The sequence below is a fragment of the Solwaraspora sp. WMMA2101 genome (assembly GCF_049179175.1).
GTDB lineage: Bacteria > Actinomycetota > Actinomycetes > Mycobacteriales > Micromonosporaceae > Micromonospora_E.
The window spans coordinates 647,531-672,415 of record NZ_JBMHMA010000006.1 but is presented as its reverse complement, the minus strand read 5'-3'; the positions used below and the strand labels follow the sequence as shown (position 1 = coordinate 672,415).

Annotated in this window: 22 protein-coding genes and 1 pseudogene; 9 read left to right on the top strand and 14 right to left on the bottom strand. The window is 72.4% G+C overall.

The window, feature by feature from the left end; all coding sequences use genetic code 11:
• Window positions 1-4: 4 nt before the first annotated feature.
• Both ACN28F_RS03600 and trmB read right to left on the bottom strand, forming a co-directional pair.
• Window positions 5-2,521, bottom strand: a complete 2,517-nt coding sequence (locus ACN28F_RS03600) for a DEAD/DEAH box helicase (RefSeq protein WP_421356993.1) — start codon at window positions 2,519-2,521, stop codon at window positions 5-7.
• Between the two features lie 53 nt (window positions 2,522-2,574).
• Window positions 2,575-3,258 (bottom strand): tRNA (guanosine(46)-N7)-methyltransferase TrmB, encoded by a 684-nt coding sequence (gene trmB / locus ACN28F_RS03595; RefSeq protein ID WP_421356992.1) that lies wholly within the window; start codon window positions 3,256-3,258, stop codon window positions 2,575-2,577.
• Window positions 3,259-3,359: 101 nt separating this feature from the next.
• Between trmB and ACN28F_RS03590 the strand changes: the two genes are divergently transcribed.
• From ACN28F_RS03590 to gndA, 3 genes are all read left to right on the top strand, one after another.
• On the top strand, window positions 3,360-3,881 hold the full coding sequence (locus ACN28F_RS03590; RefSeq protein ID WP_289206694.1) for a hypothetical protein: 522 nt from the start codon (window positions 3,360-3,362) through the stop codon (window positions 3,879-3,881).
• Window positions 3,882-3,911: 30 nt separating this feature from the next.
• Complete coding sequence (locus tag ACN28F_RS03585) at window positions 3,912-4,526, top strand: class F sortase (RefSeq protein WP_289206693.1); 615 nt, start codon at window positions 3,912-3,914, stop codon at window positions 4,524-4,526.
• 287 nt (window positions 4,527-4,813) lie between these two features.
• Window positions 4,814-6,247: an NADP-dependent phosphogluconate dehydrogenase gene (gene gndA, locus ACN28F_RS03580; RefSeq protein ID WP_289206692.1), complete on the top strand. Its 1,434-nt coding sequence runs from the start codon at window positions 4,814-4,816 to the stop codon at window positions 6,245-6,247.
• Between the two features lie 70 nt (window positions 6,248-6,317).
• Here the strand turns inward: gndA and ACN28F_RS03575 are convergent, their stop codons facing one another.
• Together ACN28F_RS03575 and ACN28F_RS03570 are read right to left on the bottom strand one after the other, a co-directional pair.
• On the bottom strand, window positions 6,318-7,085 hold the full coding sequence (locus ACN28F_RS03575) for an exodeoxyribonuclease III (protein ID WP_289206691.1): 768 nt from the start codon (window positions 7,083-7,085) through the stop codon (window positions 6,318-6,320).
• Between the two features lie 7 nt (window positions 7,086-7,092).
• A complete protein-coding gene (locus tag ACN28F_RS03570; protein WP_289206690.1) occupies window positions 7,093-8,016 on the bottom strand; it encodes a proteasome assembly chaperone family protein in 924 nt (307 codons plus the stop codon).
• A gap of 480 nt (window positions 8,017-8,496) precedes the next feature.
• On the opposite strand from ACN28F_RS03570, the gene ACN28F_RS03565 reads away from it, so the two are divergent.
• Complete coding sequence (locus tag ACN28F_RS03565; RefSeq protein ID WP_289206689.1) at window positions 8,497-9,429, top strand: hypothetical protein; 933 nt, start codon at window positions 8,497-8,499, stop codon at window positions 9,427-9,429.
• Between the two features lie 46 nt (window positions 9,430-9,475).
• Here ACN28F_RS03565 and ACN28F_RS03560 read toward each other — a convergent pair whose 3' ends face one another.
• The 6 genes from ACN28F_RS03560 to ACN28F_RS03535 all read right to left on the bottom strand — a co-directional run bounded on the left by ACN28F_RS03560 (window position 9,476) and on the right by ACN28F_RS03535 (window position 15,898).
• Window positions 9,476-10,336, bottom strand: coding sequence for an SGNH/GDSL hydrolase family protein (locus tag ACN28F_RS03560; RefSeq protein WP_289206688.1), 861 nt, complete (start codon window positions 10,334-10,336; stop codon window positions 9,476-9,478).
• Between the two features lie 65 nt (window positions 10,337-10,401).
• The gene (locus tag ACN28F_RS03555) at window positions 10,402-11,376 is read right to left on the bottom strand and encodes an NAD-dependent epimerase/dehydratase family protein (RefSeq protein ID WP_289206687.1); all 975 of its coding nucleotides are present in this window, start codon (window positions 11,374-11,376) and stop codon (window positions 10,402-10,404) included.
• Window positions 11,373-12,521, bottom strand: a complete 1,149-nt coding sequence (locus ACN28F_RS03550) for a cytochrome P450 (RefSeq protein WP_289206686.1) — start codon at window positions 12,519-12,521, stop codon at window positions 11,373-11,375. The genes ACN28F_RS03555 and ACN28F_RS03550 overlap by 4 nt, the downstream gene beginning before the upstream one ends.
• The gene (locus tag ACN28F_RS03545) at window positions 12,518-14,044 is read right to left on the bottom strand and encodes a class I adenylate-forming enzyme family protein (RefSeq protein ID WP_289206685.1); all 1,527 of its coding nucleotides are present in this window, start codon (window positions 14,042-14,044) and stop codon (window positions 12,518-12,520) included. The genes ACN28F_RS03550 and ACN28F_RS03545 overlap by 4 nt, the downstream gene beginning before the upstream one ends.
• A gap of 40 nt (window positions 14,045-14,084) precedes the next feature.
• Window positions 14,085-14,873 carry a glycosyltransferase family A protein gene (locus tag ACN28F_RS03540; RefSeq protein WP_289206684.1) on the bottom strand — a complete coding sequence of 263 codons (789 nt, stop codon included), beginning with the start codon at window positions 14,871-14,873 and terminating at the stop codon, window positions 14,085-14,087.
• Entirely contained in the window at window positions 14,870-15,898 is a 1,029-nt protein-coding gene (locus tag ACN28F_RS03535) for a 3-oxoacyl-ACP synthase III family protein (protein WP_289206683.1), read from the bottom strand. The genes ACN28F_RS03540 and ACN28F_RS03535 overlap by 4 nt, the downstream gene beginning before the upstream one ends.
• Window positions 15,899-16,041: 143 nt before the next feature.
• Here ACN28F_RS03535 and ACN28F_RS03530 point away from each other — a divergent pair, with 143 nt between their 5' ends.
• The 5 genes and pseudogenes from ACN28F_RS03530 to ACN28F_RS03510 form a co-directional block, all read left to right on the top strand.
• Window positions 16,042-16,308: a DUF6343 family protein gene (locus tag ACN28F_RS03530; RefSeq protein WP_289206682.1), complete on the top strand. Its 267-nt coding sequence runs from the start codon at window positions 16,042-16,044 to the stop codon at window positions 16,306-16,308.
• Between the two features lie 60 nt (window positions 16,309-16,368).
• Entirely contained in the window at window positions 16,369-17,331 is a 963-nt protein-coding gene (locus ACN28F_RS03525; protein ID WP_289206681.1) for a TIGR03885 family FMN-dependent LLM class oxidoreductase, read from the top strand.
• A gap of 362 nt (window positions 17,332-17,693) precedes the next feature.
• Window positions 17,694-18,881 (top strand): elongation factor Tu, encoded by a 1,188-nt coding sequence (gene tuf / locus ACN28F_RS03520; protein WP_421361243.1) that lies wholly within the window; start codon window positions 17,694-17,696, stop codon window positions 18,879-18,881.
• Between the two features lie 134 nt (window positions 18,882-19,015).
• The gene (locus ACN28F_RS03515; RefSeq protein WP_282227873.1) at window positions 19,016-19,630 is read left to right on the top strand and encodes an ATP-dependent Clp protease proteolytic subunit; all 615 of its coding nucleotides are present in this window, start codon (window positions 19,016-19,018) and stop codon (window positions 19,628-19,630) included.
• A 234-nt stretch (window positions 19,631-19,864) separates the two neighbouring features.
• Window positions 19,865-20,063, top strand: a pseudogene (locus ACN28F_RS03510) (helix-turn-helix domain-containing protein); the annotation flags it as partial.
• 276 nt (window positions 20,064-20,339) lie between these two features.
• Here the strand turns inward: ACN28F_RS03510 and ACN28F_RS03505 are convergent.
• The 4 genes from ACN28F_RS03505 to ACN28F_RS03490 form a co-directional block, all read right to left on the bottom strand.
• The gene (locus tag ACN28F_RS03505) at window positions 20,340-21,158 is read right to left on the bottom strand and encodes a Rossmann-like domain-containing protein (protein WP_289206680.1); all 819 of its coding nucleotides are present in this window, start codon (window positions 21,156-21,158) and stop codon (window positions 20,340-20,342) included.
• 44 nt (window positions 21,159-21,202) lie between these two features.
• Window positions 21,203-23,146: a B12-binding domain-containing radical SAM protein gene (locus tag ACN28F_RS03500; RefSeq protein ID WP_289206679.1), complete on the bottom strand. Its 1,944-nt coding sequence runs from the start codon at window positions 23,144-23,146 to the stop codon at window positions 21,203-21,205.
• A gap of 72 nt (window positions 23,147-23,218) precedes the next feature.
• A complete protein-coding gene (locus tag ACN28F_RS03495; RefSeq protein ID WP_289206678.1) occupies window positions 23,219-23,665 on the bottom strand; it encodes a nuclear transport factor 2 family protein in 447 nt (148 codons plus the stop codon).
• Between the two features lie 2 nt (window positions 23,666-23,667).
• Window positions 23,668-24,885: a cytochrome P450 family protein gene (locus ACN28F_RS03490; RefSeq protein WP_421356991.1), complete on the bottom strand. Its 1,218-nt coding sequence runs from the start codon at window positions 24,883-24,885 to the stop codon at window positions 23,668-23,670.

Below are 24,885 nucleotides of genomic sequence, written 5' to 3'. Positions count from 1 at the left end.
ACCGTCAGAGCTGACCGACGTCGGTGATCCGTACCACCGCCGCCCCGGCCTCGTCCGAGGCGGCGAGGTCGACCTCGGCGCTGATGCCCCAGTCGTGGTCGGCGGCCGGGTCGGCGAAGATCTGCCGGACCAGCCAGCGCTCCCGCTCCTGCGTGATCATCAGCAGCGCCGGGCCACGGGCGTCCGGACCGGTGCCGATCTCGTCGTGCTCGGCGAAGTAGCCGTCCAGCGCGTCGGCCCAGGCGTCGGCGTCCCACCCGGTCCCGGCGTCCAGCTCACCCAGCTCGTCGTAGCGGCGCAGAGCCGCCAGCTCCACCCGCCGGAACATCGCGTTGCGCACCAGCACCCGGAACGCCCGCAGGTTGCCGGTGACCGCTGGCGGCCGGTCGTCGACCACGACCGGCGTATCCGGATCCGTCGGATTGCGCAGCCGCTCCCACTCGTCGATCAGGCTGGAGTCGACCTGGCGGACCAGCTCACCGAGCCACTCGATGAGGTCGATCAGCTCCTCGGTCTTGGCGTCGTCGGGCACCGTCTGACGCAGCGCCCGGTACGCGTCGGCCAGGTACCGCAGCACCAGACCCTCCGAGCGGGACAACCCGTAGAAGCTGACGTACTCGGTGAACGTCATCGCGCGTTCGTACATGTCGCGGACGACAGCCTTGGGTGCCACCTCGTGGTCGGCCACCCACGGATGACCCCGCCGGTACGTCTCGTACGCCACCTCCAGCAGCTCGGCCAGCGGCTTCGGGTGGGTCACCTGGTCGAGCAGTTCGAGGCGGGCCTCGTACTCGATGCCGTCGGCCTTCATCTGCGCCACCGCCTCGCCGCGCGCCTTGTGCTGCTGCGCGGAGAGGATCTGCCGAGGATCGTCCAGGGTCGCCTCGATGATCGACAACACGTCCAGGGCGTACGTCGGGGACTCGACGTCGAGCAGTTCCAACGAGGCGAGCGCGAACGGCGACAGCGGCTGGTTGAGCGCGAAGTCCAACTGCAGGTCCACGGTGAGCCGGACCCGCCGGCCCTCGGCGTCGGGCTCCGGCAGCTGCTCGACCACACCGCCGGCACGCAGCGCACGGTAGATCGCGATCGCCCGGCGGATGTGCCGGCGCTGCGCCGCCCGGTCCTCGTGGTTGTCGGTCAGCAGGTGCCGCATGGCCGCGAACGCGTCACCCGGGCGGCTGATCACGTTGAGCAGCATCGCGTGGCTGACCTGGAAGCTGGAGGTCAGCGGCTCCGGTTCGGCTTCGATCAGCCGGTCGAAGGTGGGTCGACCCCAGCCGATCGACCCCTCCGGCGGCTTCTTGCGCACCACCTTGCGGCGCTTCTTCGGGTCGTCACCGGCCTTGGCCAGGGCCTTCTCGTTGTCGATGACGTGCTCCGGGGCCTGCACCACGACGGTGCCCAGGGTGTCGAACCCGGCCCGGCCGGCCCGCCCGGCGATCTGGTGGAACTCCCGTGCCTTGAGCAGCCGGGTGCGTACCCCGTCGTACTTGGACAGACCGGTGAACAGCACCGTACGGATCGGCACGTTGATCCCCACGCCGAGGGTGTCCGTACCGCAGATGACCTTGAGCAGTCCGGCCTGGGCGAGGGTCTCCACGAGCCGCCGGTACTTGGGCAGCATGCCGGCGTGGTGCACCCCGATGCCGTGGCGGACCAGCCGGGACAGGGTGCGCCCGAACCCGGAGGTGAACCGGAAGTTGCCGATCGCCGCAGCGATCGCGTCCTTCTCCGCCCGGGTGCAGACGTTGATGCTCATCAACGCCTGGGCGCGTTCCAGCGCCGCCGCCTGGGTGAAGTGGACCACGTACACCGGCGCCTGGTGGGTGCTGAGCAGCTCCTCCAGGGTCTCGTGCAGCGGGGTCATCGCGTACGAGTAGATCAGCGGCACCGGCCGCTGCGCGGAGGCGACCACGGCAGTGGCCCGCCCGGTCCGTCGGGTCAGGTCGTCGACGAACCTGGTGACGTCGCCCAACGTGGCCGACATCAGCACGAACTGGGCCTGCGGCAGCTCGATCAGCGGCACCTGCCAGGCCCAGCCCCGGTCCGGTTCGGCGTAGAAGTGGAACTCGTCCATCACCACCTGGCCGACGTCGGCGTCGGCGCCGTCGCGCAACGCCAGGTTGGCCAGGATCTCGGCGGTGCAGCAGATGATCGGCGCGTCGGCGTTGACGCTGGCGTCACCGGTGAGCATGCCGACGTTGGCCGGGCCGAAGACCTCGCAGAGCGCGAAGAACTTCTCCGACACCAGGGCCTTGATCGGCGCGGTGTAGAAGGTGACCCGGTCGTCGGCGAGGGCGGCGAAGTGCGCACCGGTGGCGACCAGGCTCTTGCCCGACCCGGTCGGGGTGTTCAGGATGACGTTCGCCCCGGAGACGATCTCGATGAGCGCCTCGTCCTGGTGCGGGTACAGCGCCAGGCCCCGGCCGGCGGCCCACTCGGCGAACCTCTCGTAGACGGCGTCCGGGTCGGCGTCGCGCGGCAGCAGGTCGGTCAGGGTCGGGGTGGTCTGCGTCATAATCGTTCAATCGTGCCCGTCGCGGCCCGCGCCGGCCAAAGCGGGGGGCACACTCACCCGTCAGCGGTGTCGAAAGATCGTTCGAAGACGAGGTCGTACGCCGGCCGGCCGGCCCGCACGCCGCGCCGTTCGAACTTCGTCTGCGGCCGGTACGCCGGTCGTGGCGCGTACCCGTCGTGCGTGTTGACCAGCTCCGGGTCGGCGGTCAGCGTCGCCAGCATCACCTCGGCGTACGGGGCCCAGTCGGTGGCGCAGTGCAGCCGCCCGCCCCGACGCAGCCGGGAGCGCAGCAGCGCCACGTGGGCCGGTTGGATCAGCCGGCGCTTGTGGTGGCGTGCCTTGGGCCAGGGGTCCGGGAAGTAGGCGTGCACCGCGTCCAGGCTCTGCTCCGGCAGGCAGCGGCGGGCCAGGTCGAGGGCGTCGCCGACGGCCACCCGTACGTTGGTCAGCTCCCGCTGCTCGATCAGCGCCAGCAGGTGGGCGATGCCGGGGGTGTGCACCTCGACGGCGAGGTAGTCGCGGTCGGGGTCGGCGGCCGCCATCTCGGCCGTGGCGTCGCCCATGCCGAAGCCGATCTCCAGCACCACCGGCGCGGTCCGGCCGAACACCGCCGGCAGGTCCAGCGGCGCCGGCAGTTCGGCCACGGTCGTCGCGTACGCGGCGAACAGCCGGTCGAGGGCGTCGTGGTGCCGGCCGCTGAGCCGGCCCCGGCGCGGATGGTACGTGCGGATGCTCACGTGACGGCAGCCTATATCCGACACAGTGCGTGTCCGGGGTGTCGTCCAGGGCAGCGGGGTGGGAGGATCGGCGGCAGGGCCGCGAGGAGGATGGTGACCCGATGTCCGTACGTCGTTCGTCCGCTGCCGTCGTGCTCGGCGCCGCCCTGGGCCTGGCGACCGGGGTCGCCCTCGTGGTCGGAGGCGGGCTGGCCGGTGCGGCACCGGCCCACGCCGCGAACGTGTTCGTCGAGTTGAATCCGAGCACGGTCGAGTCCGGTTACCTGGTGGGCATCCGGGCGAGCTGCACCGACAACACCGCGTCGGCCACTGTGGAGTCGGACGCGTTCGGCACGGTCGAGGTGCACCCGCAGTTCGAGGTGCTCACAGCGGCGGTGACGGTGCCGGCAGGGACCGAGGCCGGCAGCTACCGGGTGCGGCTGAACTGCCCGGACGACCGGTCGGCGGCGACCACGCTGTACGTGCTCGACCCGACCCGGCCCAGCCGCGGCCCGGCGACCGGGTTCGGCGGCACCGCCGGCGACGGCGGCGACGGTGGACTGCGTACCGGCGTCGGGGTGGTCGCGTTGGCCGCCGCCGGCGTGCTCGGCGTGCTGACCCTGCGCCGTCGCCGCGCGGCCTGACCGCGACGGCCAGGGGGGAGGACAGCGGGTGTGGCGAAGGGTGGTCGGCGCAATTGGACCGGGCCGGTAGCGCTGCTGCTCGGGCTGTTCGGCGTGTTCATGATCGCCTTCGGCGACGGTAACTGGCGGGACCTGCTGGCCGGTGGCAACAATCCACCACCTCGGGAGTTTCCGGTGCTGGAGCCGAGCCGGCCGATCCGGATCGCCATCCCGTCACTCGACGTGCGGGCCCCGGTGCACGCGGTCGGGGTCGCCGACGACGGGTCGATCGCCGTACCGTCGCTGCGGCGGCACAACCAGGCCGGCTGGTACGACCGGGGACCGACCCCCGGCCAGTTCGGTCCGGCGATCATCGTCGGGCACGCCGACACCCGCGACGGTCCGTCGGTGTTCCACGAGTTGGCCGACATCGCGCCGGGCGCGACGGTCGAGGTGACCCGTCGGGACCGCACCGTCGCCATCTTCGAGGTGAACTCGGTGACGCACCACGCCAAGGACGCGTTGCCGATCGAGCAGGTGTACGGCGACTACACCCGGCCCGGCCTGCGACTGATCACCTGCGGGGGCGAGTGGCGCGGCGACGGCATCGGCTACGCCGACAACATCGTGGTCTTCGCCTCGTTGGTCGACGTCCGCGACAGCTGACCCGACGACCGGGTGAACCGTTGCGCGGCGACCGCCGTACCCCAGGGCATGACCCGTCCGATCCGTCGTGCGCCGACGACCCGCCCGTGTCCGGGGTCGACTCCGCGTCCGATGTCGAGGGCGTCGGTGACTGCCGGGGCGGGTGCCGGCCGGCGGTAGCCCCACCCCGGCCCACTCCGGGGCGGCCCGCGCGGACGAGCCTTCACCACCGCCGGCCGCCCCGGGGTGTCCCGCCATCCGGAAGGCGGAAAGATGACCAGCACAACCTGCAGCACCGAGGAGGAGTCATGAGCCAGACGGCGCAGATCGGGGTCACCGGTCTGGGGGTGATGGGTCGCAACCTGGCCCGGAACCTCGCGCGGCACGGCCATGTGGTGGCGGTCCACAACCGGTCGGTCGGCCGGACCAAGGAGATGATGGCCGAGTTCGGCCACGAGGGCACGTTCCTGCCGGCGGAGAGCCCGGCGGAGTTCGTGGCCTCGCTGGAACGCCCGCGTCGTGTGGTGATCATGGTGAACGCGGGTGCCGCCACCGACGCCGTGATCAACGAGTTCGCGCCCCTGCTGGAGCCGGACGACATGATCATCGACGGTGGCAACGCGCACTTCCTGGACACTCGTCGGCGCGAGGCCGAGCTGCGCGAACGCGGCCTGCACTTCGTCGGCACCGGGGTCTCCGGCGGTGAGGAGGGCGCGCTGCACGGGCCGAGCATCATGCCGGGCGGGTCCGAGGAGTCGTACGCCGCGCTCGGCCCGCTGCTGGAGGACATCTCCGCCAAGGTCGACGGCGCGCCGTGCTGCGTGCGGATCGGCCCGGACGGTGCCGGCCACTTCGTCAAGATGGTGCACAACGGCATCGAGTACGCCGACATGCAGCTCATCGGTGAGGCGTACGACCTGCTGCGCCGCGCCGGCGGACTCAGCCCGGCGCAGATCGCCGACGTGTTCCGTAGCTGGAACGCCGGTCGGCTCTCCTCGTACCTGATCGAGATCACCGCCGAGGTGCTCGGCCACACCGACGTGGCCACCGGCAAGCCGTTCGTCGACGTCGTGCTCGACCAGGCGGGGCAGAAGGGCACCGGGCGGTGGACCGTCCAGGGCGCGTTGGACCTCGGGGTGCCGGTGAGCGGCATCTCGGAGGCCGTGTTCGCCCGGGCGTTGTCCGGCCACGCCGACATCCGCGCCGCCGCCGCCGACCTGCCGGGCCCGGTGGAGAGCTGGGCCGGTTCGGCCGACGAACTGATCGCCGATGTCGAGCAGGCGCTGTACGCGTCGAAGATCGTCGCGTACGCGCAGGGTTTCCACCAGATCCAGGCCGGCAGCGCCGAGTACGACTGGAACATCGACCTGGGTGCGGTGGCCAGGATCTGGCGGGGCGGCTGCATCATCCGGGCCGCCTTCCTGGACCGGATCCGGGCGGCGTACGACGCGGCACCGCAGCTGCCGACGCTGTTGACCGACGGCTACTTCGCCGAGGCGCTCGCCGGCGCCCAGCAGGGCTGGCGTCGGGTGGTCGCCACCGCCGCGCAGATCGGTGTGCCGGCTCCCGGGTTCGCGTCCGCGCTGGCCTACTACGACGGGCTGCGTGCCCCCCGGCTGCCGGCTGCCCTGATCCAGGGGCAGCGGGACTTCTTCGGTGCGCACACCTACCGCCGGGTCGACGCCGAGGGCAGCTTCCACGTGCTCTGGGCCGGCGACCGCAGCGAGGTCGAGTCCCGCTGACCGCCGGACGGTCGACCGTGGTGGCACCGGCGCAGGCCGGCGCCACCACGGTCGCCGACCGGGGCAGTGTTCAGTCCAGGTCGACGACGATCGGGGCGTGGTCGGACGGCCCCGGTCCCTTGCGGGCGTCGCGGTCGACGTACGCCGACCGGACCCGCCGGTTGACGGCGGAGCTGGCGTAGACCAGGTCGATCCGCATGCCCATGTTCTTCGGGAACATCCCGGCCCGGTAGTCCCAGTAGGTGTACGGGTGTGGGCCCTTCATCGGCTGTGGCACGACGTCGACCAGCCCGAGGGCGAGCAGGTCCGCCAGCGCGGCCCGCTCGGCCGGGGTGACGTGGGTGGAGCCGGCGAAGACGGCCGGATCCCACACGTCGGCGTCGGTCGGCGCGACGTTGAAGTCGCCGCAGACGATCAGCTGCGGTCCGGCCTCGGCGGCGAGCGCGTCGCGCAGTCCGGCCAGCCAGGCCAGTTTGTACTGGTAGTGCGGCGAGTCGAGAGTACGCCCGTTCGGGACGTACACCGACCAGACCCGGACTCCGGCGCAGTCGGCCGAGACGGCCCTCGCCTCGGGGTCCGGGAAACCCGGTTCGCCGACGAATCCGGTGCGTACCTCATCGAGGCCGACCCGGGACAGGACGGCGACCCCGTTCCACCGGCCGTCGCCGTGCGCGGCGACGGCGTAGCCGAGCTCCGCGACGGCGTCGGTCGGGAACGCCGCCGCCGGACACTTCGTCTCCTGCAGGCAGACGACGTCCGGCGCGCTGTCGGCCAGCCAGCCCAGCAGCCGGGGTAGCCGCGCCTTGACCGAGTTGACGTTCCAGGTGGCGATGCGCACCGGGGGCTCAGCCGGAACCGGGCAGGTCACCGGGGCGGGTCTGCTCGGCCAGGAAACGCTCCAGCTCGGCGCCGAGCTCGTCGGCGGTGGGCAACGGGCCGTTCGGCTCGGCGAGCAGGTTGGCGCTGCCGCGTCCCCTGGTGAACGTGTCGTACTGCTCCTCCAGGGCGCTGACCAGGGAGACGGCCTCCTCGGTCTGGGCGACCTGCCGGTCGATGTCCTCGCGGACCGTCTCGGCCGCCTCGTGCAGCTGCTCGGTCGGCAGCAGCAGACCGGTGGTGCGGGACACCGAGTTGAGCAGCATCTCGGCGGCGGCCGGGTACTCGGCCTGCGCGACGTAGTGCGGCACGTGCACGGCGAAGCCGACGGCGTCGTGCCCCTGCTGGCCGAGGCGGTACTCCAGCAGGTGCCCGGCGCTGCCGGGGACCTGGACCCGCTGCAGCCACGGTTCGTAGCCGCTGATCAGCTCACGCCGGCTGGCGTGCGCGGTGATCCCGGTGGGCCGGGTGTGCGGCACGGCCATCGGGATGGCGTTCAGGCCGATCGTGGTGCCGACGTTGAGCCGTCGGGCCACGGCGATCACCGCCGCCGTGAACCGCTCCCACTGCAGATCCGGTTCCGGCCCGCCGAGCAGCAGGAACGGGGTGCCGGCGTCGTCGCGCATCAGGTGCACCTCGAGCCGGGGCTCGTCGTAGTGCTCCCAGTGGTCCTCGACGAAGAGCATCACCGGCCGCCGCGACCGGTAGTCGAGCAGCTGGTCGATGTCGAACGTCGCCACGACCTCGTGCTCGAGGCTGGTGAGCAGGTGCTCCCGGGCGAGGCGGGTCGCGTTCCCGGCGTCGACGAAGCCCGTCATCGCCTGGATCAGCACCGGCTGGCCGAGCTCGGGCAACTCGTCGACGATGTTGTAGAGCTCGTGTGGGTCGAGCACCGGGCGCAACCTCCTGTCGGAAACGGTACGGCGGGCTGTCGAAACGGTACGGTGCGGACGACATCCCTGTAGTCAGCAACGCTAGTCCTACGCCGACGCATTCCGCTTTCCCGGGCACTGATGTGGCGTACCGGAAGTCGCGACCCGCCAGCCATGCCGCTACTTGGAGTTAATTCTTGACTCCTTTCGGTTATGGATCATGGTGGCCGGCCGGCCGGCGGACGTCGGCGTCGGCGGATCGGTTGGTCGACGGCTACGAAGGGTTGATGGAGGCGGGGGAGGGGTCGGGGTTCCGATATCTGCGAGGTCTTCGCCACTCTGGTGGGCACCCTGGCTGAATTCCCGAAATTTATGATTTATCCGCATCGACCGGTCGTGTCGACGACTCCCCGGTCCTGACCGATTACTCAGTGCAGGATTGTGGCCTCGATCACAAGATCACTGTAGGTAATCGGGGTGCGGCCTGCCTAGCCTCGTCGAATGCCTGATGACCACACCACAAGGAACGAGGACGCCACCCTGAGTCGCGATAGCCGTTCGGCTGATGTCGCCTCAGGTGTCGGGCCAACCGGCGCGCTACGGGCCGCCGCCGTCGCCGGGTGGGAGCGCCTGCGCGAACAGCGCCCGTCGGGCCGGCTCGTCGTCGCCGCCGTCGTCGTCTGCGCGCTCGGCGTCGTCGCGGCCGTCGAGTCGACCGACGCCACGTCGACGGCTTCGGTGTCGGAGGCGGACCTGCAGCGCCGGGCCGAGGCGCTCGACGACGCCACCCGTGCCAAGCGCCCGGACCCGGGCACCGACCCCGCCGCGGCCGCCGTCGCGGCGGCCGACCCCGCCGCCCAGTCGGCGGCCGACGCCACCGACGCGCCGGCCACGGACGCCACCGACGAGCCGGCGGCGGCCGACCCGGACCTGACCACGGAGTCCCCCGCGCCGGCCGAGTCGCCGACCGCCGAGCCCACCCCGACCACCATCGCCCCGGTAGCCGGCCTCTCCCAGGTGCAGATGGACAACGCCACCATGATCGTCGACGCCGGTCTGGCCCTGCAGATGCCCCGTCGGGCGATGGTGATCGCGGTGGCCACCGCGATGCAGGAATCCACCCTGCTCAACCGGGCCAGCGAGGTGCTGCCGGAGTCCAAGAACTACCCGCACCAGGGCACCGGCTGGGACCACGACTCGGTCGGGCTGTTCCAGCAGCGGACCAGCACCGGCTGGGGCGCGGTCGCCGACCTGATGAACCCCACGTACGCGGCGACCCAGTTCTACCTGGCCCTGCAGCGGGTCCCCGGCTGGGAGCAGCTGCGCCTGACCGAGGCGGCCCAGGCCGTGCAGGTGTCGGCCTACCCCGAGCACTACGCCCAGCACGAGACGGCGGCCGACGCCGTGGTCACCGCCATCCTCGCGACACGCTGAGCGCGTACCCGATCCTGATTCCTCCCCCTCAAGGCGGGCGGCCTGGTCATTCGGCCAGGCCGCTCGCCGCATACGCCACCTCGGCCAGCAGATTCTGGCCGTCCGTGTCCGGGTGGAAGTAGTCGAGCTGGTTCAGATCGCCGAGCCGGAACTGCGCCTCGTACGCGGCGCCGCCGTCGAACCGGCAGCGGTCGCCGTACGCCTGACAGGCCCGGGCCAGCTCGGCGTTGTACGCCGCCACCCGCTCGCGGACGGCGGCCCGCCGCTGCGTCGCCGCCCCGTCGGTGGCGGTCGGGTCGGCCAGCATCGACGGGCACACCCCCCGGTTCCAGGCCCGGACCGCCCGCTCCTGGTCGTGCCCGAGCTCCCACAGCCGGTGCAGGTCCGGGATGCTCAGCACCAGGACCTCCGCCTCGGGCAGCCCGTCGCGCAGCACCCGCAACCCCCGGTCGACGTCGGCCCGGAACGCGTCGACCGGCGTCATGTCGGTCACCGACGACCGGCAGGCGTCGTTCGCGCCGATGAGCACCGTCACGTACGCCGCCGACACCTCCACCGCCGACGCCGCCTGATCGGCCAGCGCCGCCGCCCGTGCCCCGGGCACCGCGAAGTTGTGGTCCTGCCCCCGGATCCGGTCGTCGGCGTCCAGCACCCGCCGGTACAGGCTCTCCACTCGGAAACCGTCCCCTGTGGACCACGAGTTGCGGTGACAGGCGGTCAGCACGATGCAGGAGCCGTACCCGGCGGTGATGGAGTCGCCCAGCGCCGCGATCGACGTCGGCAGGTCGGCCCGGGGCGGTGGTGGTGGTGGTGGGTCGTCCGGCGTACCGTCGCCGTCTCCGGCCTCGCAGGCGAGGGCGACCAGTGCGCAGATCGCGGCGGCCCCGGCCACCCACCGTCGGTGCACGGTACCTCCTGGGCGTCAGCTGGCAGTGACGACCGTGTCACTATATGCGCTTGTCGTATGTGCTGTCATGGATGCTCTGGCAGCCCGGCGGCCGGGTCGGTGGACCGCCCGGCGGCCCGGTTCGCGGACAGCTCGGTGAGGAAGTCCGGCAACACCCGGCGCGGCGACCAGCCCTGCTCGTACGCCCGCCCCAGGTCCAGCACCGTCTCGTACGCGAGCTGCTCCACGGCGTACCGGGTCACCCGGCCGGCGCCCGGTACGCCGAGCCGACCGGCCACGGTGGCCACCGTCGCCGCGCCCAGCGCCACCCGGACCGGTACCCGGACCAGCCGGGCCGGGCGACCCAGCGCCGCCAGCACCCCGGTGACCACCGCGTCGCGCGAGTACGGCGTCGCGTCCGCGACGTTGTACGCCCCGGCCGGCCAGCGCACCGCCGCCAGCACCGCGTCGGCCAGGTTCTCCACCGCGGTCATGCTCATCCGCACGTCCCGACCCGGCAGCGGCAGCCGCCCCGCCCGGACCGCGCCCAGCAGCCGGGGCAGCAGATGCGGATCCCCGGCCCCGTACACCGCCCGGGGCCGCAGCACCACCGCGCCGGCGGCCAACGCCAGCCGCTCACCGGCCGCCTTCGTCCGCCCGTACGCGGTGCGCTGGCCGTCGGTCGGATGGTCCTCCCGGATCGGTGCCGCGTCGCCACCGGGCCGGTAGACGCTGGCGCTGCTGACCCAGACCAGCGGTCGACCCGCCACTGCCCGCAGCAGCCGGTCGGTGCCGGCCACGTTCACCGCGTGGTACGCCGCCTGCGCCCCCGGTGCCGGATCCCCGACCGCTGCCGCCAGGTGCAGCACGACGTCGACGCCGCGCAGATCCGGCACCTGCCGACCCGCGTCCCAGGGCACGTGCCGCCCCACCGGGCCGGGCCGGCGACCCACCGAGACGACCCGCGCCCCGGCGGCGGCCGCCGCCCGCGCCACCGCCGCCCCGCAGAACCCGCTGGCACCGGTCACCGCGACCCGTACCCCGGCCAGGTGGGCGCTCACCGCCGCGACCGGGTCGTCGCCCGCACCGTCAACCGGGCCCAGCCCGGCAACGCCGACCGGCGGTCCACCCGGGCGCCGGTCACCACCGGCCGGTACGGCGCCAACACCGCGAGCACGTCGGCCAGCTGGGCATGGGCCAGCCGGGCACCGGGACAGCGGTGCGGCCCGGTGCCGAACACCAGCTGCCCGACCGCCGCCGGCACCGGCGTACCCGGATCCGGTGCCGGCCGCCCGGCACGGACCGCGTTGCGGGCCACCAGCAGCAGCCGGTCGCCGGCGCGGACCGGTACGCCGGCCAGTTCGGCGGCACCGGCCGCCACCCGGGGCAGCACCGGGCTGGCTGCGGTGACCCGCAGCAGTTCGGCGACCAGCGCGTCGCGGGAGCCGGCGTCGGTCGCCGCCGCCCACCACCGGTCGTCGGCACACCACGCGACCGCCCGGGGGATCGCCGCCATCGTGGTGTTGATCGAGGCGACCGCCAGCATGCTGGTCCGCGCCGCCTCCTGCGGCGCCGCACCGAGCAGCCGGGCCAGTTCGGCAGCGGCCCGTGCGGTGGCCCGCTGGTCGCGCCGCGCCCGCCCCGGCCACCGCAGCCCCGGCAGATGGTGCCGGGCGGCGGTCGCCGCCGCCGCCCGGGCCGCCGCCGTCAACGCGTGACCCGGGGTTGCGGCCGTACCGGCGGCGACGTCGACGTCGAGCAGCGCCAGGGTGGCCGCCCCGGCCAGCTCGGCGACCACGTCGACGATGTCGATCTCGGCCCCGTCGCCCAGCGGCGCCAGCCGTCGGCGCAACACGTCGAGCCAGACCGGCCGCAGCCGGGCGACCCCGTCGGAACCGAACACCGTGGCCGTGTCCCGGCGGGTCCGCCGGTGCCCGGAACCGTCCTGATCGAACAGGAATTCACCACCCCCGGTGGCCCGCCGGGCGGCCCCGGCGGTGGTCCGCTCCGCCGACCGGTCCAGCGGCACCCGCCGCAGCGCGTCGGCGAACGGCGTCGCGTGGTGCACCAGCACGGTCCGGCCGATCCGCCGGACCGGCACCCGCCGGCCCGCGCTCAACAGGGCGAACAGCACCGGGTGGCTGGCCAGGTAGACCCGGCGGTCCCGGCGGCGGCCCCGCCCGGGGTGCGGCCGTGGCTCACTCACCACGCACCGCCGTCGCCGCCCGGCCGGCCACCAGCAGCGCTGCCGCCCGGCCCGCCGCCTGCTGCGGTCGTCCGCCCGGCCAGTACCCGCGCTGCCGCCCCACGGTCCGGCTTGCGGGACCGGCCGGCCAGCGGCACCCGGGCGAACACCACCCGGTCCGGCCGGGCCGACCCCATCCTGGCCAGCACCGGGCGCAGCGCCGCGCGCAGCCGCGCCGGGTCGGCCCCCGGCTCCGGCTGAACCATCGCCACGAGCTGTTCGTCGCCGTCGGCCCCGGGCACCCCGACCAGCACCGCCAGCGCCACCCCCGGCACGTGCAGTGCCGGCTCGTACAGCCCGGGGTAGATGTTCTCCGCCGCCCGCAGCACCATGTCCTTGCACCGCCCGGCGAGCACCAGCCGACCCCCCTCGAGTCGGCCGACGTCGCCGGTGGCCACCTCGGTCAGCGGCGGCTCACCCAGGTACCGGTCCGCCTGCCCCGGCCCGGTCAGCCACACCTGGCCGGTGTCGTCGACGCGGGCCGCCACCCCCGGCAGCAGGGCACCGACGAGATCACCGTCGGCTTCGTACGCCGCCTTCTCCGCCTGCTCGACGGCGGCGGCCGGGAACAGTTCGGTCAGCGCGTACACCCCGTACGCCCGGTGCGCCCCGGCCCGGCGGACCCGGTCCAGCAGCGCGGCGCTGACCGGGGCCGAACCGCTGAACACCTGACCGGTCAGCCGGGGGGAGCGGTCCAGCAGCGCCCGTAGCTGCGGCGGCGTCAGGTACGTCGCCTGCGGGCGGAGCCGGCCCACCTGCCGGGCCAGCAGCGCCGCCGACCTCGCCGGCAACGCCACCGGCGCCCCGGCGGCCAGCGCCGGCACCAGCACGAAGAACATCCCACCGAGCACCGGCACCCGCGGCGTCGGCGCGACCAGGTCGGTCACCGCGCGCATCCCGGCGGACAGGCCGGCCCGGGTGTGCACCACCGCCCTCGGCCGGCTGGTCGTGCCGGAGGTGAAAATGATCACCGCGTCGCCGTCGCCGTCGTACGCCGCCGGCACCGGCCCGGACCCCGGCGGCAGCACCGGTGCGCCACCGGGCAACCGCCGGCCGACGGTGCGCACCGGGGCGATCCGGGTCAGCTCCGGCAGTGCCAGGTGTGCCCGCCGGGCCAGCGGCCGGGCCCAGCCGGCCACCGCCTGGGCCGCCGCGTCGGCCAGCACCAGCGCCGGGCGGGCCAGTGCCAGCCGGGCGGTGAGCACCTCCGGCCCGGCGGTGGGGTCCAGCACCGCCACCCGCACTCCCAGGTGGTACGCGGCCAGCAGCACCGCCAACGACCGGGGACCGGGCCGCACCGCCACACCGAGGGTGTCGCCGGCGGCCAACCCGTGCCGGTGCAGCGCGGCGACGTACCGGTCGGTCAGGTCGGCCAGCTCCCCGGTGGTGGCCCGCACCCGGGGTCGACCGGTCAGCGGCGCGGCGGTCAGCACCGCCGGCCGCTCCCAGTCGGCCCGCAAGGTGGCCGCGAGTCGGTCCAACATCAGCTGCCTCCCCGCCGGTGCCGGGTCATCGCGGATCCGGTCATCGCGGATCCTCGGTCAACTCACCGGCACCCCGGTCCAGGTACCACGCGGCGGTGCGCCGGACACCGTACGCCCGCAGCCGGCGGGTCGAGTTCTCCACCACCATGTCGCGCCGGTGGCTGATCGCCGACGTGGTCCGCCGTACCCGGTTGAGGAAGGTCCGGTCGGTCGGCGACGGCCGGCGTGGCATCCCCCCGCAGGCCTGGTACAGCTCGGCGGTGACCGCCATGTTGTTTCCGGCGTGCATCCGGTACGGCGCCAGGTAGCCGTCGGCGCGCCGGTGCGCCGGCCGCAGCCGGCCGAACGACGCGGCCAGGAAGACCAGCAGCCGGAACCCGGCCCGACCCACCGGGCCGTGCTCGTCGCGGCGGGCCCGGATCGCGCCGCAGACCAACCCGGCACCGCCGGTCAACCCGGCCCGCGCCGCCGCCACCCAACCGGGGTGCGGCAGACAGTCCGCGTCGGTGCGGGCCAGCAGCAGTGCGCCGTGCCCGATGGCGTACCGGAACCCGGTGTCGACGGCGGCACCGACGCCCTTGCACGGCTCGTGCAGCAGCCGTACCGGGAACGGCGCGTCGGCGGCGAACCGCTCGACCACCTCGACGGTGCCGTCGGTGGAGCCGTTGTCGACCACGACCAACGTGAAGTCCCGGTCGGTCTGGTCGGCGAGCGCGGCGAGGGTGTCGCCGATGCGGGCCTGCTCCTGGTACGCCGGCACCACCACCCACAGCGGCCCGGTGGGGACGGTCGCGCGGTCGCCGCCGCGTTTTTCCGGTGCCCTCCTCACGGCTTCTCCCAGACCATCGTCATCACGCTGACGCCGCCGCCCAGGCCGATCGCCAACACCCGGTCGCCGGAGCGCAGTTCGGCGTCGACACGGGCCAGTTGGACGCCGAGCGTGGCGCTGGCCAGGTTGCCCAGCTCGCCGACGGTGACCACCAGCTTCTCCTTCGGTACGCCGGTGACCTCGATGAACCGCTCCAGGTACGGCACGCTCACCTGGTGCACCAGCACCCGGTCGTAGTCGACCCAGTCCCAGCCGGTGCGCTGGCGTACCCGGTCCAGGATGTCGGTGCCGATCTGCTCGAAGACCCCCCGCAGGGCGTGGCCGTCACCGTGGAAGTAGGTGTGTTCGTCGCCGCGCGGGTGGCGGGACCCGCCGCCGAAGATGCCACCGACCGACCAGTGCGCCGACCGGGTCTCGGTGTCGACGTCGACGATCCCGCCCCGGCGTACCGGCTCGACCAGCACCGCCGCGCCGCCGTCGCCGAAGGTGTAGCCGGCGAACGCCGTCCGCGCCTGCGCCAGGCTGTCCAGCCGGGGCCGCATCACCCGGGTCGGGGTCTCGCCGGTGACCACCAGCGCCCGTTGGGCACGCCCGGCCAGGATCATCGACCGGGCCAGGTCGATGCCGTTGAGGAAGCTGTTGCAGGCGTTGGTGACGTCCACGGCGTGGGCGTGTCCGCCCAGTTCGGCCTGCACGATGTGCGCGGTCGCCGGTTCGACAAGGTCCCGGCTGGCCGAGGCGAACAGCAGCAGGTCGACCTCGTCGACGCCGCGCCCGGCGGCGGCGAGGGCCTGCCGGGCCGCCCGGACAGCGAACGTCGAGGCGTACTCGTCGTCCGCGGCGATCCGGCGGTGGTCGATTCCGGTCATCATCCGGAACAATCCGGGCGGCAACGCGACGTCGCTGGCGACGGCGATCCGCTCCTGCAGGCCGGTGGTGGTCAGTTCCCGGTCGGGCAGGCTGGCGCCGACCCCGGTGATGCCGACCCGTTCGGGGTGCCACCCCGGTGGCGACGTGTCGTTCATCTGCTCAGCTTCCTGCCGGACCCGGTGGGTCCGGATGAGTAGGGGTGCTCAATGCGTCCCGGTGTCGTAGCCCAAACGCGGTGGGCCCGGACCGGGTACCGGTGCGAGGTTACGGGTCCGTCCCTGCCGGGTACACCGGTCCGATGGCTACGAAATCCCAGCCCAAGGGGGCCAGAGGGACTGTCGGACACGCCAACAGCGCGCTCAACCTGCGGCTGGCGATGGCCAGCTTCGGACTGGTCTTCTGCGTGGTGGCCGGGGCCCTCGCCTGGCGCGCCGACCTGATCGCCGGCGCGGTGATCCTGTGGGTCCTCGCGGCGATCGCCGTGGTCGACCTGGTCGTCATCCAGCGCCGTCGCCGGGCCCGCCGGCAGGAGGAACCGGGCGTACGGCACTCCCTGTTCGAATGAGCCGTCGGCACCGACGGTGGATGGGATTGGCGGAAACGGTCATCGGGTAGATGACCGGCCATGACGCGCTTCGGCCTGCACTGCTCGCACGAACAGATCCACCCGGCCCGGCTGCTGGACGCGGTGCTCCGCGCCGAGCAGGCCGGCTTCGACGCCGCGATGGCCTCCGACCACTTCGCCCCGTGGAGCGAGCGGCAGGGCCACTCCGGCTACGTCTGGTCCTGGCTCGGCGCCGCGATGCAGGCCACCAACCTGCCGTACGGGGTGGTCAACGCGCCCGGCCAGCGCTACCACCCGGCGATAGTCGCCCAGGCGATCGGCACCCTGTCGGCCATGTACCCGGGACGGTTCTGGGCGGCGCTGGGCACCGGGGAGAACGCCAACGAACACATCACCGGCGATGCCTGGCCGCGCAAGGCGGTGCGGTCGGCCCGGCTGCGCGAGTGCGTCGACGTGATCCGGGCCCTGCTGGCCGGCGAGGAGGTCAGCCACGACGGTCTGGTCACCGTGGACCGGGCCCGGGTGTGGACCCGGCCGGACACCCCGGTCGACCTGTTCGGTGCGGCGGTGACCGAGGCGACCGCCGCGTGGTGCGCCGACTGGGCCGATGGGTTGATCACCGTCAACGCCCCGGTCGAGCACCTGCGGCGGATGGTCGCCGCGTACCGGGACGCCGGCGGTCGTGGCCGGCTGGTGCTGCAGGTCCACCTGAGCTGGGCGCCGGACGAGGCGCAGGCCGAGGCGATCGCCCACGACCAGTGGCGGACCAACATCTTCGCCCCGCCGGTGGCCTGGGACCTGGCCACGCCCGAGCACTTCGACATCGTCGCGGACCAGGTCACCGTCGAGCAGGTACGGCGTACCGTCAACGTGTCGGCGGACCTGTCCCGCCACGTCGACCAGCTGGCCTCCTATGTCGCGCTGGGCTTCGACGAGATCTTCCTGCACCACGTCGGCCAGGAGCAGGCCGCGTTCATCGACGCGTTCGGCGCCGAGGTGCTGCCGAAACTGCGGACCGCCTGACCACCCGACCCGCTGATCCACCGGGTGGCGTTCGTACGGTGCCCCGTACCGGCCGGAATTCGGTCGACCGTCCAGGCGTTGACGGCTAGCGTGACCACCATGTTCGGCACCGTCGGCGTTGTGCGGCCCGCAGGTCTCCACCTGCCGGGTGCCGCCGTCGGGTGCGCGTGGCTGGCTGATACCCGAGGCTGACCCTCCTCCCGCTGCGGCAGAACCACGGAGGAGGGTGGCCCGGACCTCCCGGCGTCGCCCCTTTCCCGGCGTACGTCGTGGAGCGCGGTTCTGGCGCGGTTCGCGGGGCTTGGCATCCCGCCCGCGTGACGTCGTCCGCCGACCAGTCTCCGATCTGGAGCGTCATCATCATGGCCAAGAGTCAGTTCGTGCGCGCGAAGCCGCACCTCAACATCGGCACGATGGGTCACGTCGACCACGGCAAGACGACCCTGACCGCCGCGATCACCAAGGTTCTCGCCGACCGGGACCCCGCCGTCAACCGGTTCGTCTCGTTCGACGGCATCGACCGGGCACCGGAGGAGGTGGCGCGGGGCATCACCATCAACATCTCCCACGTCGAGTACGAGACGGCCACCCGGCACTACGCCCACGTGGACATGCCGGGCCACGCCGACTTCGTCAAGAACATGATCACGGGGGCGGCGCAGGTCGACGGGGCGATCCTGGTCGTCTCGGCACTCGACGGGGCGATGCCGCAGACCCGTGAGCACGTGCTGCTCGCCCGGCGGGTCGGGGTGCCGTACCTGGTGGTGGCGATGAACAAGGCCGACGCGGTCGACGACCCGGAGTTGCTCGACCTGGTCGAGCTCGAGGTCCGGGAGCTGGTTTCCGAGTACGGGTTCCCCGGCGACGAGCTTCCGGTGGTCCGGGTGTCGGCGCTGCGGGCGCTCGAAGGTGACCCGCGCTGGGTGGCCTCCATCGTGGAGCTGCTCGACGCCGTCGACCGGTACGTTCCGGTGCCGCCACGCGAGCTTGGCGAGCCGTTCCTGATGCCGATCGAGAACGTGCTGACGATCTCCGGTCGGGGGACCGTGGTGACCGGTGCGGTCGAGCGCGGCACGTTGCGCCTCGGCGACCAGGTGGAGGTGGTCGGCCTCGGTCCGACGGTGTCCACGGTCGCGACCGGGCTGGAGACGTTCGGCAAGTCGCTGGACACCGCCGAGGCCGGCGACAACGCCGCCGTGCTGCTGCGCGGGGTCAAGCGGGACCAGGTGCAGCGGGGCCAGGTGGTGGCGTTGCCGGGCAGCGTCACGCCGCACCAGCGCTTCACGGCGCGGCTCTACGTGCTGACCACCGCCGAGGGTGGGCGGCACACGCCGTTCTTCGCCAACTACCGGCCGCAGTTCTACTTCCGTACCACGGACGTGGTCGGGTCGGTGGACCTGGGCGACCGGACGATGGCGATGCCGGGTGACACCGTCGAGGTGACGGTGGAGCTCGGCAAGCCGATCGCGATGGACGTCGGGCTGGGCTTCGCGGTCCGGGAGGGCGGCCGTACGGTGGCCGCCGGTACGGTGACCGCGCTGCTCGACTGATCACGGCTGTCGTCCGCCCGTGGTTCTGCTCTCAGCTAATCTCCTGACAGCAGAACCACGGGCGGACTCCCTCGGCGTGCGCGATGCTGGAACGGACACCCGATGACGATCCGCTCGACCGAGGAGATTTACGGATGGACTTCAAGACACCTGCCATGCGCGGTGACGGGGCGGCGGCCAGCTTCGGCGACCAGGTCTACCACCGGTTGCTCCAGGAGCGGGTGATCTTTCTCGGGACCCAGGTCGACGACGCTTCGGCGAACGCGATCTGCGCTCAGATGTTGCTGCTCGCCGCCGAGGACAGCAAGCGGGACATCTTTCTCTACATCAACTCCCCGGGTGGCTCCATCAGCGCCGGGATGGCGATCTACGACACGATGCACTACGTCAAGAACGACGTGGCCACGCTCGCGCTCGGCTTCGCCGGGTCGATGGGGCAGTTCCTGCTCTGCTCCGGTGCGCCCGGCAAGCGCTATTCGCTTCCGCACACCCGGATCATGATGCACCAGCTCTCCGGCGGCATCGGCGGCACCGCCGCGGACATCGCGATCCAGGCGGAGAACATGCTCTACGTCAAGCGGACCACGATCGAGCGGATCGCCTTCCACACCGGTCGCACCTACGAGGAGATCGAGGCGGATTCGGACCGCGACCGGTGGTTCACCGCCGAGGAGGCCCGCGAGTACGGAATGATCGACCACGTCATCACCACGACCACCCAGATGTCGTTGGAAGGGTCGATCTCCTGAACCGGGGCGTCGCCTGACGCTGGCGACATCCGATTCGTCGGCACACCGGCGGCGCGGTTGAACCGCGCCGCCGGTGCGTTCGTCACCCGGTCGACCGAGGAGTCGACCGGTCCCGTCGCCGAGCCCTGCCCGTCCCGTCGCGCTCCACAAGTGCATTGCGGTCAGCTAGATTGGACTACTGGCGGCCGTGCGTGTTCCGCCACCAGAGGTGATCACGACTGCGGGCGGAGCGAGATGCTGTTGCGACAGGTTATCGGCTCGGTGTTGCGCAGGATCCGGCTGCGGCAGGGGCGGACCCTGCAGGACGTGGCACGGGCCGCTGGCGTGTCCACCCCGTACCTGTCGGAGCTGGAACGCGGCCGCAAGGAGCCGTCGTCGGAGATCCTCGCGTCGATCTGCCGTGCGCTCGGCGTACCCCTGGAGGAACTGCTGCAGCAGGTGCTGGAGGAGCTGTCCAAGATCCAGCCCACGGTGGTCCCCGCTCCGCTGCGTGGCCTCGCCCGGGGTCGCCTTCCGGTCCTGCGCGGCGGGGCCGATGCCGCTGGCCGACCCCACCGTGCGATGTCCCGCCGCCCGGCCGGCAGGACCGATGCGGCCGGGGCCCGGCGTGCCGTGCGGGCCCGGTTGGTGCGTCCGACGGGCTGGCCGGGGCGTCTCGCCTGACCGGCGCGGCCGAACTGGCCGACCTGGCCGGTCGTGATCAGCCGGATCAGCCCGACCGGCGACGGTAGACGTCGATCGTCGACTGCCCCTGGAAGAGGTACTGCGGCTGCGGCTCGCTGACCACCACGTCGATGCCGAAGTCCGCGCAGTACGCCTGCGCGAAATGGCAGCCGGTGACAGCGAACACCACCAGACGGGTGCCGTGCTCGGCGGCGGTGCCCAGCAGCGCCGACAGCGTGTGACTCGGAAGGGTCTCCCCGCAGACGAGCGCGACGTCGCTCTCGGCGATCAGCCGGGCGCTCTCCTGCCCCGACACCACCGGTACGCCGAGAATGCCGTTGGCGATCAGGTCCGGATCGAAGTCGCTGGCGGTGATCTCGACGTCCTCGGCGAGCAGGTGGTGGATCAGGTTGCCCATCACCCCTACGTTCGCGACCCGCCGCCCGCCGGTCGCGTCCAGCAGCGCCATCGCCTCGTCGACGACGATCCTCGCCCGGGCCAGCGCCTTGTCCTGCGGCAGACCGTCGATGAGGTGCCGGCGGGTGGGCCGGGCCGGCAGCGAGCCGAACGCGGCATCCAGGATCGCGATGTCCTCCTCCACCGACAGGCCCCGTACCTCGCGGCTGTCCTGGCCGAGCAGGGCGTCGACCTCGCCGCTGAGCCGGACCGAGCCGAAGTCGGCATAGCAGCAACCCTGCCGCTTCGCCTGGGCCATGACGAAGCTGTACGTCATGAACCGCTCGTACGGGGTGGGGTAGGCCCGGTAATCGACACTCCACAGGCCACGCAGGGTGAAATCCTCGTCGGGAATCCCTCGACTGCGTTCCCGCACGATCGTGCGCAACGTGTCCAACATGGTGTCCATCGATGCTGCTCCTGCCGTTGCCGCTGGTGGGGAACCGGTGTCGCTCAGTGGGGATCGGCGGCCGGCTCCGCCGGCGCCGAGTTGCGCCGGGTGCCCCAACGCCGCTGGGTCGCCTCGTGGATGTACCAGATGTCGTCCTCGGTCAACCGCCGTGAGACGACCCCGGGAAAGGCCTCCTCGAAATAGATGTACGGTGGCCGATTGTCCACGGTGGGCGAGTGGTAGTCGAGCGACTCGGTCATCTGATGCTGCCGGGTGATCGGGGTCGCCGGATGGTAGGTGAGGATGTTCGGGCTGGCCAGCATCAACAGGCCGGCGTCGATCAGCTCACCGACTCCGTCGATCGTTTCCTCGATCGATGTGCGGTCCTCTCCTTCCAGACCGAACAGCACCGACGATCCGACCGGGATACCCGCGTCGCGGATCCGTTCCAACGCGGTCCGTACCTTCTGCGGCCAGGGGAACTCCGCCGATCGGCGCAGATTCTTGTGAATGTTGACCATCACCTGCTCGGACATGCTCTCGATGCCGAGATAGAGGTAGCCGCAGCCGGCCTGCTTGAGCAGCCGCAGTGTGTCGACCACGTCGGCTTCCTTGTGCAGGGTGGTCAACAGGTCGACGGTGACCTGCCCACCGAAACGCAACTGCCGCAGCCGCTGCCAGTCGCCCTCGTCCTCGATCCATTTGCGGTACCGGGGCGGCAGTTCCGCCGGGGTACTGGCCGCCCGCAGCGCGGCCAACTCCGTGCAGAAGGCCCGGATGAGCGGAAAATTGCCACTCCAGAAGATCGAGTCGTCGAAGAAGACCGCCTCGGCTCCGTAGCTCGCGCACGCGCAGATCCGTTCCAGGGCGGCGGCCACCGGTTCGGTCCGGAACCGTCGCAGCCCGCCGGCGAGCGGCGCCGCCTCCGAGCAGAAGTCACAGTGGTACGGGCAGGCGTTGGAGACGGTCATGTGGGCGGTGCGTGCCGGCGTGCCGTCGGGGCGGGGGAAGACCGGGAACCGGGCGCGGATCGCGAAACCCTGGTACGGCATCGGCAGGTCGGCCAGGTCGTAGGCGGCACCCTTGACCGGGAAGGCGTGCACCGCGTCGGCGGTACGCGCGCACAGCAGGGACGTGCCGGGGATCTGTTCGCCGGCGGCGGCGAGCAGGTCCAGCGTCGCCACCACCTCGTCGACGTCGGTGGCGCGGGTGCGCACGTCCATCGACAGGGCGATGGCCTGCATCAGCAGGTGCAGGCTGAAGTAGCCGTCACCGGAGATGAGGAAGTCGACCACCGGCCGGGCCCGGCCCTCGTCGATGGCCCGCAGGGTGGCGCTGTACTCCAGCGCGAGGGTGCCGTCCGGGCGGTAGCGCATCGTCTCGTCGATGTGCCGTCCGCCGAACACCACCAGACAGTCGGGGACCTCCTGTTTCACCAGCTCGGCCATCTGCAGCGCGTACCGGTGGCCGGGGGAGACGGTGCTGACCAGGAAGACCCGGGGCCGACGACGGCGGACGTCGTCGCGCAACTGCGCACGCGCGGGCGCGTCCCAGACACGGGGGTCGAAGACGCTGCGGTCGGAGTTGCTGTCTGCGGCGTGCCAGCCCCGTGGTCCGTGCTGCGCGGCGAGCCGGTAGGCCTTCGACGGGGCCGCGCCCCAGTCGGGGCAGAGTCCGGGGAAGGCGGCGCGGTGCTCGGGGGCGGCGGCCGCCGACTGCAGAGCCGCGTCGACGGTGACGCTCAACGCCGCGTACAGGCACATCGGGTCGCCCGGGTAGGTGATCTCCCCTTCGGTCGAGGTCATCACCGGTGCCAGGGCGGCGAGCACGGGGAAGGCGCGGGTCCGCCACTGGGAGCGGATGTCGTCACCGGGGCAGTCGGCGGCCAGCGCGGCGGCCCGCTGCCGGTGCAGCTGCGCCAACCGCCGGGTCGCCGCGTCGCGGTCGACCGGCGGCGGCCCGGCGAACCCGGGGTGGGCGACGACGGCACGTACTCCTGCGGTCATCGGGCTCGACCCCGTCGGGTCGGGTCGGCGCTGGGACCGGCCGGTCTCACGACGAGGCGGCCGGCGGTCGGCTCAACCACGGGCCACCTCGGCGGCTGCGGCCTCCCCACCCAGCGCGGCCAGGACGACCGTCGGGTTCCAGAAGTCCCGGTAGTGGCGGATCCGATCGCCGGAGGTCCACACCACCGAGATGTACGTCTGGTGCATCGGCAGCCCGGTGGCCAACGCGGTGCCGGTGCCGGTGAACTCGGCGACCACCAGGTCCGGCGCGGCGCTCGGGTGGAACCGCAGTTCGTCGAAGCGCAGTGACAGGTTCTCGGCGTACTTGTCCATCTGTTCGCGGATCTGCTCGTGGCCACGGAAGACGGCCGGCCAGCCCGCCGGGGCGTACGGGAACTCCAGCACGCCGTCGGAGGTGAACAGGGCGACCCAGTCGGCGATGGCGGCGCGTTCGAGCAGGTCGAGGTGGTGGGCGAACAACCGCTCGGCGGCGGTACGGGCAGTGGCTCCGGTGGGCATGCTCAGGCGCCTTTCGTCGATACGGGCAGGCTGATCAGTGCGCGCAGGAACGTGGTGTCCAGCCAGCGCAGGCTCTCCACCGGCGCGGCCAGCGACAGCCGCGGGAAACGCCGCAGCAGCCGGCCGATCGCGATCTGGCCCTCGACCCGCGCCAGCGGGGCACCGATGCAGTAGTGGATGCCGTGGCCGAAGCCGAGGTGGCCGTCGGAGGGGCCGCGTACGTCGTACGCCTCCTGCGGCGCGAAGCGCTGCGGATCGCGGTTGGCGTGCGCCAGGGAGGCGAGCAGGAAGGCACCTTCCGGGATGGTCACCTCACCGACCTGGACGGGGGCGGTGGTGAACCGCAGCATCGACATCAGCACCGGGCCGTCGTAGCGCAGGTACGCCTCGATCGCCTTCGGCAGCAGGCCCGGGTCGGCCTGGATCGCGGCGAGCTGGTCCGGGTGGCGCAGCAGGGTGAGTACGCCGTTGCCGATCAGGTTCATGGTCGTCTCGAAACCAGCCATGATCATCAGGTAGGTCATGGCGACGAGCTCGGACCCGCTGAGCCGGTCGCCGTCGTCGCGAGCCTGGATCAACGCGGTCAGCAGGTCGTCGGCGGGATGCGCCTGCTTGGCCGCGATGAGCTCCTCCAGGTAGGCGGTGATCTCGGCGGCGACCGCCTCGGCGGCGTCCGGTGACAGCGGGGTGGCCTGCTGCTGCGCCCAGCCCCGGAACCGTTCCTGGCCGTCGGCGGGGATCCCGAGCATGTCGCCGATGACGGCCAGCGGCAGCGGGAAGCAGTAGCTGGACATCAGGTCGACCTGGTCCTGGTCGGCGATCGCGTCGAGCAGCCGGTCGGCGATCTGCTCCACCCGGGGCCGCAGGTGCTCCACCCGCCGGGTGGTGAACGCCCGGGTCACCAGCGACCGCAGCCGGGTGTGGTCCGGGGGGTCGGCGTTGAGCATGTGCCCGATCAGCGTGCCGCCGATCACCGGTCGGTGCACGCCGGTGACCGTGGTGAACAGTTCGGCGGCGGCGGTCGCGTCCCGGGCCACGTGCGGGCTGGCCAGGACGGTCCGGACGTCGTCGTAACGGGTGACGATCCATACCGGATGGTCTGTGGCGAGGTACGCCGGGCGGGCCGGTCCGTCGACCCGCAGCCCGTCGTAGAGCGGATGCAGCGGCGAGATCATCTCTTCGCCGAGGATCAGGGTGGCATGTTGCGGTGCGTGGGTCAC

Bases quoted from the DNA above. Each gene is read 5' to 3' on its own strand.
- ACN28F_RS03600 (WP_421356993.1), bottom strand. From the start codon at position 2,521: ATGACGCAGACCACCCCGACCCTGACCGACCTGCTGCCGCGCGACGCC.
- ACN28F_RS03590 (WP_289206694.1), top strand. From the start codon at position 3,360: ATGTCCGTACGTCGTTCGTCCGCTGCCGTCGTGCTCGGCGCCGCCCTG.
- gndA (WP_289206692.1), top strand. From the start codon at position 4,814: ATGAGCCAGACGGCGCAGATCGGGGTCACCGGTCTGGGGGTGATGGGT.
- ACN28F_RS03565 (WP_289206689.1), top strand. From the start codon at position 8,497: ATGCCTGATGACCACACCACAAGGAACGAGGACGCCACCCTGAGTCGC.
- ACN28F_RS03545 (WP_289206685.1), bottom strand. From the start codon at position 14,044: ATGTTGGACCGACTCGCGGCCACCTTGCGGGCCGACTGGGAGCGGCCG.
- ACN28F_RS03535 (WP_289206683.1), bottom strand. From the start codon at position 15,898: ATGAACGACACGTCGCCACCGGGGTGGCACCCCGAACGGGTCGGCATC.
- ACN28F_RS03530 (WP_289206682.1), top strand. From the start codon at position 16,042: ATGGCTACGAAATCCCAGCCCAAGGGGGCCAGAGGGACTGTCGGACAC.
- ACN28F_RS03525 (WP_289206681.1), top strand. From the start codon at position 16,369: ATGACGCGCTTCGGCCTGCACTGCTCGCACGAACAGATCCACCCGGCC.
- tuf (WP_421361243.1), top strand. From the start codon at position 17,694: ATGGCCAAGAGTCAGTTCGTGCGCGCGAAGCCGCACCTCAACATCGGC.
- ACN28F_RS03515 (WP_282227873.1), top strand. From the start codon at position 19,016: ATGGACTTCAAGACACCTGCCATGCGCGGTGACGGGGCGGCGGCCAGC.
- ACN28F_RS03505 (WP_289206680.1), bottom strand. From the start codon at position 21,158: ATGGACACCATGTTGGACACGTTGCGCACGATCGTGCGGGAACGCAGT.
- ACN28F_RS03500 (WP_289206679.1), bottom strand. From the start codon at position 23,146: ATGACCGCAGGAGTACGTGCCGTCGTCGCCCACCCCGGGTTCGCCGGG.
- ACN28F_RS03495 (WP_289206678.1), bottom strand. From the start codon at position 23,665: ATGCCCACCGGAGCCACTGCCCGTACCGCCGCCGAGCGGTTGTTCGCC.